This window comes from Demequina pelophila (assembly GCF_000971175.1).
GTDB classification, from domain to species: domain Bacteria; phylum Actinomycetota; class Actinomycetes; order Actinomycetales; family Demequinaceae; genus Demequina; species Demequina pelophila.
In genome coordinates this window covers 960,053-975,348 of the sequence record NZ_BBLY01000001.1, presented here as the reverse complement: position 1 = coordinate 975,348, position 15,296 = coordinate 960,053, and the positions used below count along the sequence as shown (strand labels likewise).

15 protein-coding genes are annotated in these 15,296 nt (G+C 75.0%); 11 read left to right on the top strand and 4 right to left on the bottom strand.

All coding sequences use genetic code 11. From position 1 onward, the window contains the following. Positions 1-2: 2 nt before the first annotated feature. From AOM03_RS04520 to AOM03_RS04510, 3 genes are read right to left on the bottom strand one after another with little or no spacing between them, the layout of a single operon-like run. Positions 3-821 carry an SGNH/GDSL hydrolase family protein gene (locus AOM03_RS04520; protein WP_162197260.1) on the bottom strand — a complete coding sequence of 273 codons (819 nt, stop codon included), beginning with the start codon at positions 819-821 and terminating at the stop codon, positions 3-5. Further along, positions 818-1,936 (bottom strand): glycosyltransferase, encoded by a 1,119-nt coding sequence (locus tag AOM03_RS04515; RefSeq protein ID WP_062378574.1) that lies wholly within the window; start codon positions 1,934-1,936, stop codon positions 818-820. The genes AOM03_RS04520 and AOM03_RS04515 overlap by 4 nt, the downstream gene beginning before the upstream one ends. Beyond that, positions 1,933-3,060, bottom strand: a complete 1,128-nt coding sequence (locus AOM03_RS04510) for a glycosyltransferase family 4 protein (RefSeq protein WP_062378573.1) — start codon at positions 3,058-3,060, stop codon at positions 1,933-1,935. Before AOM03_RS04510 ends, AOM03_RS04515 begins: the two co-directional genes overlap by 4 nt. Positions 3,061-3,170: 110 nt before the next feature. On the opposite strand from AOM03_RS04510, the gene AOM03_RS04505 reads away from it, so the two are divergent. From AOM03_RS04505 to cobA, 11 genes are all read left to right on the top strand, one after another. After that, a complete protein-coding gene (locus AOM03_RS04505) occupies positions 3,171-3,878 on the top strand; it encodes a copper resistance CopC family protein (protein ID WP_082092101.1) in 708 nt (235 codons plus the stop codon). Between the two features lie 51 nt (positions 3,879-3,929). Continuing rightward, positions 3,930-4,844, top strand: coding sequence for a metal ABC transporter solute-binding protein, Zn/Mn family (locus tag AOM03_RS04500; RefSeq protein WP_062378571.1), 915 nt, complete (start codon positions 3,930-3,932; stop codon positions 4,842-4,844). Continuing rightward, entirely contained in the window at positions 4,841-5,542 is a 702-nt protein-coding gene (locus AOM03_RS04495) for a metal ABC transporter ATP-binding protein (protein WP_062378570.1), read from the top strand. Before AOM03_RS04500 ends, AOM03_RS04495 begins: the two co-directional genes overlap by 4 nt. Then, positions 5,539-6,387 carry a metal ABC transporter permease gene (locus AOM03_RS04490; protein WP_062378569.1) on the top strand — a complete coding sequence of 283 codons (849 nt, stop codon included), beginning with the start codon at positions 5,539-5,541 and terminating at the stop codon, positions 6,385-6,387. Before AOM03_RS04495 ends, AOM03_RS04490 begins: the two co-directional genes overlap by 4 nt. Before the next feature lie 10 nt (positions 6,388-6,397). Next, positions 6,398-7,075, top strand: a complete 678-nt coding sequence (locus AOM03_RS04485) for a metal-dependent transcriptional regulator (RefSeq protein ID WP_062378568.1) — start codon at positions 6,398-6,400, stop codon at positions 7,073-7,075. Next, positions 7,072-8,289 carry an MFS transporter gene (locus AOM03_RS04480; protein WP_062378567.1) on the top strand — a complete coding sequence of 406 codons (1,218 nt, stop codon included), beginning with the start codon at positions 7,072-7,074 and terminating at the stop codon, positions 8,287-8,289. The genes AOM03_RS04485 and AOM03_RS04480 overlap by 4 nt, the downstream gene beginning before the upstream one ends. 77 nt (positions 8,290-8,366) lie before the next feature. Next, positions 8,367-9,284 (top strand): hydroxymethylbilane synthase, encoded by a 918-nt coding sequence (gene hemC, locus AOM03_RS04475; protein WP_062378566.1) that lies wholly within the window; start codon positions 8,367-8,369, stop codon positions 9,282-9,284. Then, complete coding sequence (locus AOM03_RS04470) at positions 9,281-10,168, top strand: uroporphyrinogen-III synthase (RefSeq protein WP_062378565.1); 888 nt, start codon at positions 9,281-9,283, stop codon at positions 10,166-10,168. The genes hemC and AOM03_RS04470 overlap by 4 nt, the downstream gene beginning before the upstream one ends. Then, a complete protein-coding gene (gene hemB / locus AOM03_RS04465; RefSeq protein ID WP_062378564.1) occupies positions 10,165-11,139 on the top strand; it encodes a porphobilinogen synthase in 975 nt (324 codons plus the stop codon). The genes AOM03_RS04470 and hemB overlap by 4 nt, the downstream gene beginning before the upstream one ends. Further along, entirely contained in the window at positions 11,136-12,443 is a 1,308-nt protein-coding gene (locus AOM03_RS04460; protein ID WP_062378563.1) for a glutamate-1-semialdehyde 2,1-aminomutase, read from the top strand. The genes hemB and AOM03_RS04460 overlap by 4 nt, the downstream gene beginning before the upstream one ends. Positions 12,444-12,459: 16 nt before the next feature. Next, positions 12,460-13,683 (top strand): uroporphyrinogen-III C-methyltransferase, encoded by a 1,224-nt coding sequence (cobA, locus tag AOM03_RS04455; protein ID WP_062378562.1) that lies wholly within the window; start codon positions 12,460-12,462, stop codon positions 13,681-13,683. A gap of 67 nt (positions 13,684-13,750) precedes the next feature. Here cobA and AOM03_RS04450 read toward each other — a convergent pair whose 3' ends face one another. Next, positions 13,751-15,148 (bottom strand): HNH endonuclease signature motif containing protein, encoded by a 1,398-nt coding sequence (locus AOM03_RS04450; protein ID WP_062378561.1) that lies wholly within the window; start codon positions 15,146-15,148, stop codon positions 13,751-13,753. Between the last annotated feature and the right edge of the window lie 148 nt (positions 15,149-15,296).

Sequence of the window (15,296 nt, the reverse complement as noted above, 5' to 3'; positions counted from 1 at the left end):
GCTCAGGCCTCGACGGGGGCGTAGCCCTCGACGGCGTGTCCGCCCGTGGGGCGGGCACGCCGTTCGTCTGCCAGGCCCCGCATCACCACTCCGGCGATCTGGGGCAGCAGGTCGCGGCTGCGCTTCAGAAGCCAGGGCGCGCCGTTGACGACGAGCCACGTCGCGATGGCGAGGCGCGACGGCGGCTTGGGGGCCGCCGGGATGGGCCGCGCGGCGGGCCAGGCATCCGCGACGCGCGGATCCGAGAGGCGCGCGACGGCGGCCCGGGCGAGGGCTCGGTGCCCCGCGGGCGACGGGTGGATGCGATCGATGTGCCAGGCCTCGGCGCCGACCGACTCGATGACGCGTCCGCCGTCCAACAGCTCGACGCCGCCGCGGGCGGCCACGCGCGCGATGGCCGCGTTCACCTGGGCGATGCGGCGGGCCATGACGTCCGTAACGGCCTTGGGTGCGAGGTCGAACAGGCCGATGCGCTCGAGACGGATGGCGACGATGCGCCGGCCGGGCTGGGCGAGCACGGTGACGGCGTCGCCCAGGGCGTCCTCGACCTCGGTGGCGCAGAAGTCGCCGCGCAGCACGTCGTTGCCGCCGACGGTGAGCAGGACGACGTCGGGGAATTCCGCGGCGGCGATGGCCACCTGGTCGCGCAGGAGGTCACGCGCGCGCACCCCGTTGGCCGCGAGATTGACGAAGCGGCTCGCGCCGAGCGCCTGGGCCGTCAGCGCGGCCCAGCCCACGCTCCCGTCGGAGTGCTGGACGCCGTCGCCGATGCCCAGGGTGATCGAGTCGCCGAGCGCGACGACCCGCGGCCCCCTGGTCACGCGGCCACCGGCGTCCCGTGGACCGCCCGCATCCGGCTGACGGTCGCCTCCCACGGGAACTGCTCGGCCCGGGCGCGGGCCGCGGCGCGGCGGCCCCGGCCGTCGCGGGAGAGGAGCGCGTCGACCGCATCGGCGAAGGCGGTGGCGGTGTTCGCGGCCGCGACGCCCGCGTCGCCCACGACCTCCGGCAGCGCGGACGTCGCGCTCACCACGGCGGGGGTGCCAGAGGCGAGCGCCTCGAGGGCCGACAGGCCGAACGTCTCGTGCGGCCCGGGCGCGAGGATGAGGTCCGCGGTCGCGAGCAGCGCCGCGAACCGGGCGCGGTCGTTGACGAAGCCCAGGAACTCGACCGGGGCTCCGGCGGCGCGGCGGCGGAGGCTCCCGTCGAGGGGGCCCGCGCCGGCGCACACCAGCCGCACGGGGCGACCGCGCCGCGCGAGCTCGCGCGCCGCATCGATCGCGATGTGCGGGTTCTTCTCCGGCGACAGGCGCGAGGCGAGGAGCATGAGCACCTCGCCGTCCTCCGCGTGGCGACGCCGGACGAGCGGGGAGTGGTGGCCCGGGTGGAACCGGTCGAGGTCGACGCCGAGCGGCACGGTGGTGACCGGGTGGCCGGCGCGCGCGAACTCCTCGCCGGCGAAGGCGGTGGTGGCGACGATGCTGGGGAAGCGTTGGGTGAGCCAGCGGACGTGGCGGGCGGCGAGCCCGGGCACGGCGCCCTCGAGGGCGGCCGGCATGGCCACGCCGACCACGCGGTCGACGCGCTCGTGGGCGATGAAGGTCGCGTTGATGCCGCGACGGGTCGCCCAGGGGCCCAGCGAGGCGAGCGTGGTCCGGTCCGAGACCTCGAGGGCGTCGGGCGCGAACTCCGTCAGCGCATCGTGCACCGCGCCCAGGCGGGTGATCGCCCGGTAGCCGCCCGTGCCCGGCAGGACGGGGCTGTGCAGCGTGATGCGGCGCCCGTGCGGGGTGTCCTCGTCCGCGTCGTGGTCGCCCGGGACCACCAGCAGGACCTCGTCGCCGTGGCCCACGTAGCCGTGGCCCAGCGCGTGCAGCGCGGTGCGCAGTCCACCGGAGGACGGTCCGTAGAAGTTCGCTACCTGGGCGATCCTCACGCCGCCACTCCGACCGAGCTGCTGCCGGCCGCGTCACGGTAGTGCTCCATGAGCGCGTCGCACACGTGGGTCCACGTGCGCGTCTCGACACCCGCGCGCCCGCGCGCGCCCATGAGGCGGCGCTCGGCGGGGTTGTCGACCAGCGAGGCCACCGCGGCCTCCATCCAGTCGAGGCGGCCGGGCTCGTAGAGGTAGCCGGTGGAGCCGTGGCGGACCAGGTCGACCGGGCCGCCCACGCCGACGGCGACCACGGGCACGCCCGAGGCGTGCGCCTCCTGGATGGTCTGACCGAAGGTGTCGCGCTCGCCGGGGTGGACGAACACGTCGAAGCTCGCATGCGCGCGGGCCAGGTCGTCGCCGCCCTGGAAGCCGGTGAAGACGGCCTCGGGCATGAGGCGCTCGAGGCGGGCCCGCTCGGGGCCGTCGCCCACGACGACGAGCCGGGTGCCGGGCCGGCGGGAGATGGCGGCGAGGTCCTCCACCTGCTTCTCCTGGGCGAGGCGGCCCACGTAGCCGACGATGGTCTCGCCGCGGGGCGCCCAGGCGGCGCGGAGCGCCTCGGAGCGGTGGGCCGGGTCGAAGCGGACGGTGTCGACGCCGCGGCCCCAGAGCCGCAGGCGGGGCACGCCGGCGGCCCGGAGCTGGTCCATGGCGTGGCTCGACGGGGCGAGGGTGAGGTCCGCCTGCTCGTGGATGCGGCGGACGCGGTGCCACAGCAGCGGCGAGCCCCACGGCATCTTGTAGGACTCGGCGTAGGCCGGCACGTCGGTCTGGTAGATCGCGACGGTGGGGATCGCGCGGGCGGAGGCGGCGCGCACGGCGGACCAGCCGAGCATGAAGGGGGAGGCGAGGTGCACCAGGTCGGGCCGCTCCTCGTCGAGCATGCGGCCCAGCGCATACGGGCCGCTCAGCGAGACGCGGACGTCGCGGTAGCCGGGCCAGCCGACGGCGGGCACGTGGCGGACGCGGGCGGCGCCCACGCGGTCGGGGGCACCCTTGGCCTCGGGAGCGATGATGACCGCCTCATGACCCTGCGCGGTGAGGTGGTCCAGCACCCTGAGGAGCGAATGGGTGACGCCGTTGGTGTGCGGCAGGAACGACTCAGCAACCAGGGCAACCTTCACGGACCCCAGTGTCGGGAGTCGAGGTGAACGAAGGGTGCAACGCGACCCTAACGGACGGTGAATGTCCGGTGACGGTCGGGTGATGCCGCGCGCTGCGGGACACTGGTCCCATGCGCCGAGCCTCTGTTTCGTCCGTGCTGGTGGCCCTCGCGGCGTTCCTCGGCGTCGTGATCGTCGGTGTCGGGGTGGTGGGCGTCGGGGTGGTGGGTGTCGCCGCGCCGGCGGCGGCGCACACGGCGCTGGTCGACTCGACCCCGGCCCCCGACGCGAGCGTCGAGGAGTTGCCCGAGGTGTCGCTCGAGTTCACGAGCGCGCTGCTGGACCTGGGCCACCAGCTGGTGCTCGAGTCCGCGGACGGGACCCGGACCACGCTCGAGCCCGAGCTGCCCGAAACGCACGTGATCGAGGCCTCCGTGCCCGCCGGCGCGCTCGCGCCGGGCGAGGCGACCCTCGCCTGGCGGGTGGTCGCGGAGGACGGGCACCCCATCGAGGGCACGATCGCGTTCACCTTCGCGCCGGGGGACGATGCGGGGGGTGCCGGCGCGTCCGGGGCCCCCGACGAGGGGGCGACCGGGGCGTCGTCCCCGGCCGATGCATCGTCCACTGGGGAGGCGGGGACGACTGGTGAGGCGGGAACGACAGGGGGGACGGAGGCAACGGAGGCGACCGGGACCGCCGGGTCGACCTCCGACGAGCCGACGACCCCGGCCGAGGCGCTGCCGCGCGGCGCGCTCCTGGGCTTCGGCGCGCTGAGCCTCACCGCGACGGCGATCGCGCTGGTCGTCAAGGCGCGCCGCCGTCCGGGCGAGCGCGGCTGACTCGCGCGCGGCGACTTGCCCCCGAGGGGCCAGGACCGCTACAAGTTAGGCATGTCTAACTTCCCCGGGTGGACAAGGATCGGCGCTGCCGCCGCGGTCCTGGCCACGACGCCGCTGCTGGGCGGCTGCAACGACGCGACGGCCAACGGCGACGAGTTCGTCGTGCTCACCACCTTCACCGTCATCGCGGACATGGCCGCCAACGTCGCGGGCGACCGCGCGCGCGTCGAGTCGATCACGCGCGCGGGCGCGGAGATCCATGGGTATGAGCCCACCGCCTCGGACGTGGTGCGGGCGTCGGAGGCGGACCTCATCCTGGACAACGGGCTGGGCCTGGAGGCGTGGTTCGAGGACTTCCTGGCGCAGGTGGACGTGCCGCGCGTGACGCTCACCGAGGACATCGAGCCTCTCGCGATCGCCGGCGGCGAGTACGAGGGGCGTTCGAACCCTCACGCCTGGATGTCGCCGGACAACGCCGAGATCTACGTGCGGGCCATCGAGGCGGCGCTCGCGGACATGGACCCGGACGGGGCCGCGACGTACGCGGCCAACGCGGACGCCTACGTCGCCGAGATCGCGGCGGAGGGGGACAGGCTCGCGCAGGCGCTCGCGGAGATCGCGCCCGAGCGGCGGGTGCTCATCACGTGCGAGGGGGCGTTCGCGTACCTCGCCGCGGACGCCGGGCTCGACGAGGCCTACCTGTGGCCCGTCAACGCGGAGACCCAGGCCACCCCGCAGTCGGTCGCCGACGCCGTCGAGATCGCCCGGGATCGCGACGTGCCGGCCGTCTTCTGCGAGTCCACCGTCAACACGTCCGCGATGGAGCGCGTGGCGCAGGAGTCGGGCGCGACCTTCGGCGGGGTGCTGTACGTGGACTCGCTCACGGCGGCCGACGGTCCGGCCTCCACCTACCTCGACCTGCTCGCCACGAACGTGGACACGCTGACCGCGGGCCTGGGATCGTGAACGGCGTCGAGGTGCGCGGCCTCACGGTCGCGTACGGCGAGGTGCTCGCGCTCGACGACGTCTCCTTCGCCGTGGGCCCGGGCCTCACGGTGCTGCTGGGCGTGAACGGCTCGGGCAAGTCCTCGCTGCTCGCCGCCATCGCGGGCTCCCTGGTCCCCACGCGCGGCACCGTGCACATCGACGGGGGCGACGCCGCGGTCGCGCGCCGGGCGGGCCGGCTGGCATACGTGCCGCAGGCCGATGCGGTGGACAGGGACTTCCCCGTCAGCGTCTCCGAGGTGGTCGCCATGGGCACGTACGCGCGCCACGTCTCGCACGCGCACCTGCGCGTCGCGGTGCGCGACGCGCTCGCGCGCGTGGGCCTCGACGGGCTCGAGCGCCGGCAGATCGGCGAGCTGTCGGGCGGCCAGCGCCGGCGGGTGCTGCTCGCCCGCGCGCTCGTGCAGGACGCGCCCACCATCGTGCTCGACGAGCCGCTGGGTGGCGTCGACGCGGGTGTGCAGGCCACCTTCTACGCGCTGCTGCGCGAGCTCGTGGGGGAGGGGCGCACCATCCTCATGTCGACGCACGACCTCGCGTCCGTGCCGGACCTCGCCGACCGCGCGATCCTCCTGCATCAGCGGGTCATCGCCGACGGACCCCCGCGTGAGGCCCTCACCGACGACCTGCTCGCGCGCGCGTTCGGGGTGCGCCGGTGAGCGCGGTGGAGTGGCTGGTCGACCCGTGGTCGTACTCGTTCATGGTGCGGGCGCTCGTCATCACGCTCGCGGCGTCGTGCGTGGGTGCGATGCTGTCGGCGTGGCTGGTGCACATCGGCTGGTCGCTGCTGGGTGACGCGGTGAGCCACGCGGTGCTTCCCGGGGTGGTGCTCGCCCCGCTGCTGGGGCTGCCCTACGCGGTGGGCGCCATCGTGTTCGGGCTGCTCGCGGTCGCTCTCATCCAGGGGGTGCACGAGCACAGCCGCATCAAGGAGGACGCCGCGATCGGCGTGGTGTTCTCGACGCTGTTCGCGGCGGGCCTGGTGCTCATCTCCGTCACCACGTCCGAGGTGGACCGGTCGCACATCCTCTTCGGCAACATGCTGGGCGTGTCCGATGCGGACGCGCTGCAGGTCTTCGTGCTGTCCGCGATCGCGCTGGGCGTGATGCTCGCGTTCCGGCACCGGTTCACGTGGTTCGCGTTCGACCGCGCGCACATGGCGTCGCTGGGACGCTCGCCCCGGGCCACCGCCGCCATGATCCTCGCGGTCCTCGCCCTGGTCGCGGTGGCCGCGCTCCAGGCGGTGGGCGTGGTGCTCGTGGTCGCGATGCTCATCACGCCTGGTGCCACCGCCCATCTGCTCACCAACTCGCTCGCGCGCATGCTCTGGCTCGCGCCGGCGATCGCCGCGGCGGTCACCGTGGTGGGCCTGTACGCGAGCTATCACCTGGACACCGCCTCCGGCGCGACCGTCGTCACGGTCCACGGGCTCGCGTTCGGTCTGGCCTTCGCCTTCGGCAGGTACGGTGTCCTCCGGCGACACCTGCGTCGGGCGGTGCGCTGAGGAGGAGACGATGGACGAGGCGGAGCTGTCTGCCACCGCACAGGACTACGTGAAGGTGGTGTGGAGCGCGACCGAGTGGACCGACACCCCGGTCACCACCAAGTTCCTCTCCCAGCGGCTGAACGTCTCCGCCCCGACCGTCTCCGAGAACGTGCGCAAGCTCGTGACCGCCGGCCTGCTCGAGCACGAGCCGTACGGTGCCATCACGCTGACCCGCGAGGGCGAGCGCCGCGCGCTGCAGATGGTGCGCCGGCACCGCATCATCGAGACCTTCCTGGTGACCCAGCTGCGCTACGGCTGGGACGAGGTCCACGACGAGGCGGAGGTGCTCGAGCACGCGTGCTCGGCGCGTCTCATCGACGCGCTCGACGGCCTGCTCGGCCACCCGCGCCGTGACCCGCACGGCGACCCGATCCCCAGCCCGGCGGGCGAGGTCGACGCCGTGGAGGGCGTGAACCTGGCCGCGGCCGCGGTCGGCCGGTGGGTCGTGACGCGCGTGTCCGATGCCGACCCGGAGGTGCTGCGCGAGCTCGCGGCGCTCGGGGTGGTGGTCGACGCGCGACTGACGGTCCTGCGGCCGGGCGAGGACGGATCCGGTCCCCGCATCGAGGTGGACGGCGGCGCGCCGCTCGACCTGCCCGCGCCCGCCGCGTCCGCGGTGTGGCTCCTTCCGGAGGCCCGCGCATGACCGCGCTGCCCCCCACCCGCCCGAGCGCGCAGCCGCGCTGGCTCACGCCCCGCACGTCCCATGCCGCGCACCCCGCGTGGGTGCTCGCGTCGATGGTGCTCGCGGCCTTCGGCATCGGCCTCACGCAGGCCGGCGCGGGCGCCGTGATCCAGGACCAGGTGCGGTCCCTGTCGACCACCGTCGACATGATCGGCTACACCCACGTCGCCTACGCGCTGGGCGTGGTCGTGGGCGGGCCGCTGTTCATGATCTGGCTCGCCCGGTGGGACCGTCGCCACCTGCTGCTCGCCATGTCCGGCATCTTCGTCGTGACGTCCGCCCTCACGGTGATCACCCCCAACGTGGGCGTGCTGCTGGGGGTGCGCCTGTTCGCGGGGCTTCCCCACGGCGCCCTCCTGGGCACGGCCGTCTACATGGCGGTGCGCGCGGTGGGACCCGAGCGACGCGGGCAGGGGATCGCGACGCTCATGTACGGGCTCACGGCCGCCTCGATCGTCGGCGTGCCCGGCATGCAGTGGATCTCGGAGGCGATCGGGTGGCGGGCCTCGTACGGCGTCGTGACCCTCGTCGGCCTCGCGTCGCTCGCGCTCATGTGGGCGTTCGTTCCGCAGGCGCCGGGGGCGGAGGGCGGCTCGGCCCGCTCGGAGCTGGCCGCGCTGCGCGGCCCGTTGGTGGCGACGGCCGTGATCGCGGTGATCGTCGGATTCACGGGACTGGGCGCGGTGCAGTCCTACATGGTGCCGCTGTTCGAGGAGTCCAACGGCTTCTCGCCCGCGACCGTCACCCTGGTGCTCGCGCTGTTCGGCGTCGGCATGACGCTCGGCGCCGTCATGGGCGGCCGCCTCACGGACTGGTCCGTCACGGGCTCGGCGCGCGTCGCGCTCCTCGGCGTGGTGGCGAGCCTCGCCGCGCTGCTCGTTCTGGGCACCCACGGCTGGTGGGCCGTTGCCGCGCTCGTGAGCCTGGGCGCGTGGATCCAGACGTTCGCGCAGGCCGCGCAGGCGCACCTCATGGACGTGGTGCACACGTCGCCCTCGCTCGGTGCGGCGATCGCGCACTCGTCGTTCAACGCCGCGACCGTCGTGGGGTCCGGCCTGGGCGCCGTGGTCATCGGGCTCGGCTGGGGCTTCGTCGCGCCGGTCGGGGTGGCGCTGCCGCTCGCATGCATCGCCCTGGTCGTGGTGATGGTGGGCCCGGGCTTCCGCCGCTCCTGAGAGATCCGTCACGCGGCGTGCGGGAGGTGCTCCCGCGGCGTGCGGACGGCCCCGGGCCCTGTGGAAGGATCGCGACCATGAGTGTGCGCCTGGGGACCCGCGGGTCGGCGCTCGCGACGGCGCAGTCGGGCCAGCTCGCGGACGCGGTCGTGCGGGCGGGCCTGGCGCGCGGCACCCGGGTCGACGTCGAGCTCGTCAAGGTCACCACCAAGGGCGACGTGGACCGCGGCTCGCTCGTGGGCCTGAGCCAGACCGGCGTGTTCGTCACCGCCCTGCGCGAGGCCCTGCTCGCCGGCGAGTGCGACTTCCTGGTGCACTCCCTCAAGGACGTGCCCACCGCATCGTTCCCGGGCCTCGAGGTGGTCGCGATCCCGCGCCGCGAGGACCCGCGCGACGCCCTCTGCACCGCTGGGGCCCTGCTCGACGAGCTCCCCCGCGGGGCGCGCATCGGCACCGGATCCCCGCGCCGCGCCGCCCAGCTGCTCGCGCGCCGCCCCGACCTCGACGTGCAGCCGCTGCGCGGCAACGTCGACACGCGGCTGGGGCGCGTGGGCGACGGGCTCGACGGCGTGGTGCTCGCGGCGGCCGGGCTCAACCGCCTGGGCCGCGGCGCCGATGCGACCCAGCCCCTCGACGTCGACGTCATGGTGCCCGCGCCCGCGCAGGGCGCGCTCGCGATCGAGATCAGGGACGATGCTCCGGCCGACCTGCGCGCGTTGCTCGCTGCGCTGGACGACGCGCCCACGCGGGCGGCGGTGACCGCGGAGCGCGCGGCGCTCGCGACCCTGGAGGCCGGCTGTGCCGCGCCCGTGGCCGCGTACGCGACGGTCGCGGGCGAGACGCTGTCTCTCCACACGCGGGTCATCGGGCCCGACGGGCGGCTCGCGCTCAACGAGCGCAACCATGGTCACGTGTCCGAGGCGGAGGCGATCGGGCGCGCGAGCGCGCACTCGCTGCTGGGCCGCGGGGCCGCGAGGCTCATGGGCCGGGCGTGACGCTCGCCGGTCGCCGCCTGCTCGTGCCGGTGACGGCCGGGAGACGCTTCTTCGCCGACGAGCTCGCGGCCGAGGGCGCCGAGGTGGTGGCCGTCGAGTTCATCGCGATCGCCGGGCCGTCGGACCCGGCCCCGCTCGACGACGCCGCCCTCGCCTGGACGGCGGGGGAGTACGACTGGCTCGCGGTGACCAGCCGCAACGCGGTGCTCGCCCTGGACCGGGCGGCCCGCGCGCACGGGCGTTCGCTCGCCGACCCCCGGCCCGTAGCCGGGTCCGCTGATCAGCCCGTCGCCGGGCCCGATCCTCGGCCCGGAGTTGGGCCCGAGCCGCGACCCGGAGCCCGGCCCGAGCCGCGACCCGTAGCCGGGCCGGATCCTCGGCCCGCCGCCCGGGTGGCGGCCGTCGGGGAGGCGACGCGCCGCGTGTGCGAGGAGCTCGGGCTGACGGTGGCGCTCACGCCGGGCGGCCGCGCGGACGCGCGCGCCCTCGTCGCGGCGTTCCCCGCCGGCACGGGGCGCGTGCTCGCCCCGCTGGGCGGCCTCGCCTCGCCGGTGCTCGCGCGCGGGCTCGCGCGCAAGGGCTGGAGCGTCGATGCCGTGGAGGCCTACCGCACGGTCGACGGCCCCGGCCCCGACCGCGCGACGGTCGCCGCGGTGGCGGCGGGCGCCTTCGACGCGGTGCTGCTCACGGCCGGCTCGGTGGCCGCGCGGTTCGCGGCGACGTGCCCCTCCGTGGGCGAGGGCACGCGCATCGTCGCCATGGGCCGGACCACCGAGGCGGGTGCCCGCGCCGCAGGGCTGCGCGTGGACGCCGTGGCCGCGGCGCCCCACTACGGTGGGATCCGGGCCGCGCTGGACGAGGCCCTCGGAGAGGAGTCCCCATGACCGTCCGTCCCCGTCGGCTGCGGACCACGCCCGCGATGCGGCGGCTGGTGCGAGAGGTGCGTCCGCACCCCGCCGACCTGGTGCTGCCCGTGTTCATCCACGAGGACCTGAGCGAGGCGCGGCCCATCGGCTCGCTGCCCGGCGTCTCGCAGCACCCGCTGAGCGCGGTGCCCGCGCTGGTGGAGGCGGCCGTGGAGGCCGGGATCGGCGGCATCATGCTCTTCGCCATCCCGTCCGTCCGGGACGCGGAGGGCTCCGCCGCGTGCGCGCCCGGCGGGGTCCTCAACCGGGCGATCGCAGCGGCCTCCCGGGCCGCCGGCGACCGGCTGGTCGTCATGGCGGATCTGTGCCTGGACGAGTTCACCTCGCACGGCCACTGCGGCGTGCTCGACGCGGACGGCGCCGTGGACAACGACGCGACGCTCGAGGTCTACGCGGCCATGGCTCGCGCGCAGTCGCGCGCGGGCGCGCACGTGCTCGGGCTGAGCGGCATGATGGACGGCCAGGTGGCCGCGGTGCGCGGGGCGCTCGACGCCGCCGGACTCACCGACATCTCGCTGCTGGCCTACGCCGCCAAGTACGCGAGCGCCTTCTACGGGCCGTTCCGGGAGGCCGTCGACTCGCAGCTCGTGGGGGACCGGCGCACATATCAGATGGATCCCGCGAACGGCCGCGAGGGCCTGCGGGAGGCCGAGCTCGACGAGCTCGAGGGCGCCGACCTGATCATGGTGAAGCCCGCGCTGCCCTACCTGGACGTCCTGGCCGAGGTCGCCGCGCAGTCGCGCGTCCCCGTCGCGGCCTACCACGTGTCCGGCGAGTACGCCCAGATCGAGGCGGCCGCCGCCCACGGTTGGATCGACCGCCGCGCGGCGCACCTCGAGGCGCTCACCTCGATGCGCCGGGCCGGTGCGGACATCGTCGTCACCTATGCGGCGCTCGAGCTCGCCGCCTGGCTGGAGGAGTCCCGGTGAACTTCGCCGACCGTGCCCGCGCCGTCCTGCCCGGGGGAGTGAACTCCCCGGTCCGCGCCTGGAACGGGGTGGGCGGAGACCCGGTGCCCCTCGCATCGGCCCGGGGCAGCCGCATCGTCGACGCCTCCGGCGCCTCCCTCATCGACCTCGTGGGCTCGTGGGGGCCCGCGATCCTGGGCCACGCGCACCCCGAGGTGGTGGCCGCGGTGCAGGAGGCGGCCGCGCGCGGGCTGTCCTTCGGCGCGACCACGGAGGCCGAGGTCGAGCTGGCCGAGGAGATCCGCGCCCGCTACGCGCCCGCCGAGCGCGTCCGCCTGGTCTCGACGGGCACCGAGGCGACCATGACCGCGATCCGCCTCGCGCGCGCGGCCACGGGACGGGACCTCATCGTGAAGTTCGCCGGCTGCTACCACGGCCACTCGGACGCGCTGCTGGTCGCGGCGGGGTCGGGGCTCGCGACGGCGGGGGTGCCGGACTCGGCGGGTGTGACGCCCGGCGCGGCCCGCGACACCCTGGTGCTGCCGTACGGGGACGACGCGGCGCTCACCGACGCGTTCGCGGAGCACGGGGCGCGGATCGCCGCCGTCATCACCGAGGCCGCGCCGTGCAACATGGGCGTCGTCGCTCCGCCGGCGGGGTTCAACCGCCTCATCTCGACGCTGTGCCGCCACGAGGGGGCGGTGATGATCCTCGACGAGGTGCTCACCGGCTTCCGTGCCGGGCCGGCCGGGTGGTGGGGCGTCGAACGCGCCCACGACGTCGCTGCGGGGCTCGACCCGTGGGTGCCCGACCTGGTCGCCTTCGGCAAGGTCATCGGCGGCGGCATGCCGGTCGCGGCCGTGGGCGGCCGCACCGAGCTCATGGAGCGGCTCGCCCCCCTGGGCCCCGTCTACCAGGCCGGAACGCTGTCGGGGAACCCGGTCGCGGTGGCGGCCGGGCTGGCGACCATGCGCCTGCTGGACGATGCGGTGCACGCACGGGTCGCGGCGGCCTCGGACGCGCTGCGGATGGGGGTGTCGGAGGCGCTCACGGCCGCGGGGGTGCGCCACGCCGTGGGGCGGGCCGGGACCCTGTTCTCGGTCTTCCTGGGAGTGGACGATGCGCCGGTCACCTTCGAGGAGGCCTCGCGCCAGGACACGGCGGCCTTCGCGCGGCTGTTCCACGCGCTGCGCGCGGCCGGGGTGGCGCTGCCCCCCAGCGCCTACGAGGCGTGGTTCGTCTCGGCGGCGCACTCCTCCGGGGACATCGAGGCGATCGTGGACGCGGTGGCGGCCTGGGCCGCGGCGGAGGCCGAGGCGCCGTGACGCGCCGGAGCGCCCCATGACCTCGCTGCTCGGGCTTGACCTTCGGGGGCGCCGCGTCGTGGTCGCCGGCGCGGGCGTGGTCGCGTCGCGCCGGATTCGCCGGCTGCTCACCGAGGGTGCGGCCATCGAGGCCGTGGCGCCCGAGGCATCGGACGACGTGCGGCGGCACGCCGCGCACGGCGACCTCACGTGGACGCCGCGCGGGATCACGGCCGCGGACCTCGACGGCGCGTGGTTCGTGGTGGCCGCCACGAACGACCCCGCCCTCAACGACGAGGTCGCGCGCTGGGCCGAGGAGCGGCGCGTGTTCTGCATCGATGCCTCGGACGCGCGACGGGGCACGGCCCGCCAGGCCGCGACCAGCAGTCACGGTGATCTCACCGTGGGGGTGATCTCCCAGGATCGTCCCGATCCCGCGCGCATCCGCGCGGTGCGCGACGCGGTGGCCGCGCACATCGATGCGGGCGCGGTGGACCTGCGCAGGCGGCGTGCGGGGGAGGGGCGTGTCATCCTCGTGGGCTCCGGGCCTGGCGATCCCGGCCTCATCACGGTGCGCGGGAGGCAGGCGCTCGCGGAGGCCGACGTGGTGGTCACCGACCGCCTGGGCGCCACCGGGCTGCTCGTCACCGTCCCGTACGACGTCGAGGTGGTCAACGTGGGCAAGTCGCCCACCCGCCACCCGGTCCCGCAGGCGGAGATCAACGCGCTGCTCGTCGCCCACGCGCGCGAAGGCCGGACCGTGGTGCGGCTCAAGGGCGGGGACCCGTTCCTTTTGGGACGCGGGGGCGAGGAGGTTCATGCGTGCCTCGAGGCAGGGGTGCCGGTCGAGGTGGTGCCTGGCATCACCTCCGCGCTCGCCGTCCCGGCCCGCGCGAACATCCCGGTGACGCAGCGGGGTGTGTCGACCTCGGTCCTGGTGACGTCCGGGCACGCGGGGGCCGATGCGACGGCGGTCACCGCGATGGCCCACGGCACCACCGTGGTGGTGCTCATGGGCGTCTCCGCGCTGCCGGACATCGTGGCCGCCGCGCTCGCGGGTGGGGTCGCGCCGTCGACGCCCGTGGCCATCGTCGAGTCCGGGACCACCGTCGACGAGCGAGTGACGCGAGCGACGCTGGCGGACATCGTGGCCGCGGCGGGTGCGGCGGGTGTGAGACCTCCCGCGGTGATCGTGATCGGCGCGGTGGCGGCGCCGGAGCTGCTGGCCTCAGCGGTGGCGGCGACTCCCGCGATGGAGTGACGCCGGCCGAATCCGGACGTGCCGATGCGGCGCCCGCCCGGGATCGGGTGGCGCCGTCGGAGCGGCATCATCTGAGTGGCACGTGGAGCGCGGCCTTTCCTCCCTGGCGGCGCCTCCGTGCGGGGTCCACCGCCGCGGGCGGGACGAACCACACCTCGGTGGGGGTGGCCTCGACCTCCCAGCCGTCGTCGTGGATGCGGTGATGGCATCGCACGCAGAGCAGGACCCCGTTCGACAGGTTCGTCGGGCCGTGGTCGCGCTTCCACCAGTCGATATGGTGCGCATCGCACCACGAGACGGGCACGTGGCAGAAGGCGCAACCACCGTCCCGCTCCGCCAGCGCGTGCCTCTGCGCCTGGCTGAACAGACGCTGGGCGTAGCCCAGGTCGAGTGGTTGGGAGCCGCCGCCCAGCACGAGGGGAATCACCTTCGCGTCGACCGCCATGCGGCGCAGCGTCCCGGCCGAGAATGGCGTCGACAGGGCATCGCACGTCCCGAGTCCGAGTCCCGTGCGCAGAGACGACTCCGACAGCCGGATCACCACCTCGGTCGACGTGCCAGAGCCCGGGCGGTCGCAGCGCATGCCATGCCGAGCGAGCGCGACGAGCGCATCGACCCTCATGCGGCCGGCCTCGCCCGCCTCGGCCGGTCCCAGGCCAAGCTCTCGTCGTGTCTGGAAGCCGGTCTTCACCTGCGCGTCGAGCCAGGTCTTCACCGCAGCCGCGGACTCGGGGTCGAGGCGCCCCGAGAGCGACACCATGCCGTCGGCGCGCTCGGACAGGCTGAGATAGCGCTCATCGCGCATGCGCGTCTCCCGCTCCTTCCACAGCTCCTGATTCCAGCGAGCCACCACCTCGACGCAGACGCGGCGGAGGTCGTCGAGCGAGAGTGTCCGGGCCTTGCTGACCAGCTGCCTCTCCAACTCCTCGTCGGCGCCGTCGAGCTCGTCGAGAGCGGCGATGATCTGCGACGCCTGTGCGGCGGAGAGGTCGCCCGCCTCGACGGCCTCGCGGACGTGGGGATAGCGGGGCCCGGCTCCGCCCGCGCCAGAGCCCGGGGCGCCGCCGGTGTCATTCCCGCCGCCCTCGTTGCTCGCATCGTCGCCGGCGTCGTCCCCCGGGCTCCAGTCACTGTTGGAGCCATCCCCGCCTGCCTGATCGAAGAGGCTGCCCGTCCGGATCGCGTTGTTGGCGTCGCCGTTGTTGCCGCCGCGCGACTTGGCGACCATGCTGTTCGCGCTGCGGTGGCCGTGCTTGCGGGCCATCCCGCCGCCGCGCCGTCGCGGCGACCGGCGCGACACCTCGGCAGCGACCTTGAGCGCAGGGACGTCTGCGAGCTTGGCGAAGCGCGTGGCGAGGTCGAGCACCGTCGCGAGTTCATCGTCGCGAAGAGTGGCGAGATCCCGCTTGGCGAACGGCTCGAGCGCCAGCAGGCCCCGCGCCGCGTCTTCCAAGAGGATCTCCATGCGACCAGTCGACCACCGGGACGATAGTCGAACAATCGCATTGTGCCTGCTATGTGGAGGGGTATGGGGTGCCGAGGATTGGGGACATCACTGCGGGCCGGCGCCGAGGCGACCCGAGGAAGACGCTGAGGTCCGGCGTCGAGGCCAT

Coding starts and splice junctions, on each gene's coding strand:
- AOM03_RS04505 (WP_082092101.1), top strand. CDS start 3,171: ATGCGCCGAGCCTCTGTTTCGTCCGTGCTGGTGGCCCTCGCGGCGTTC.
- AOM03_RS04450 (WP_062378561.1), bottom strand. CDS start 15,148: ATGGAGATCCTCTTGGAAGACGCGGCGCGGGGCCTGCTGGCGCTCGAG.
- AOM03_RS04480 (WP_062378567.1), top strand. CDS start 7,072: ATGACCGCGCTGCCCCCCACCCGCCCGAGCGCGCAGCCGCGCTGGCTC.
- hemB (WP_062378564.1), top strand. CDS start 10,165: ATGACCGTCCGTCCCCGTCGGCTGCGGACCACGCCCGCGATGCGGCGG.
- hemC (WP_062378566.1), top strand. CDS start 8,367: ATGAGTGTGCGCCTGGGGACCCGCGGGTCGGCGCTCGCGACGGCGCAG.
- cobA (WP_062378562.1), top strand. CDS start 12,460: ATGACCTCGCTGCTCGGGCTTGACCTTCGGGGGCGCCGCGTCGTGGTC.
- AOM03_RS04500 (WP_062378571.1), top strand. CDS start 3,930: ATGTCTAACTTCCCCGGGTGGACAAGGATCGGCGCTGCCGCCGCGGTC.
- AOM03_RS04485 (WP_062378568.1), top strand. CDS start 6,398: ATGGACGAGGCGGAGCTGTCTGCCACCGCACAGGACTACGTGAAGGTG.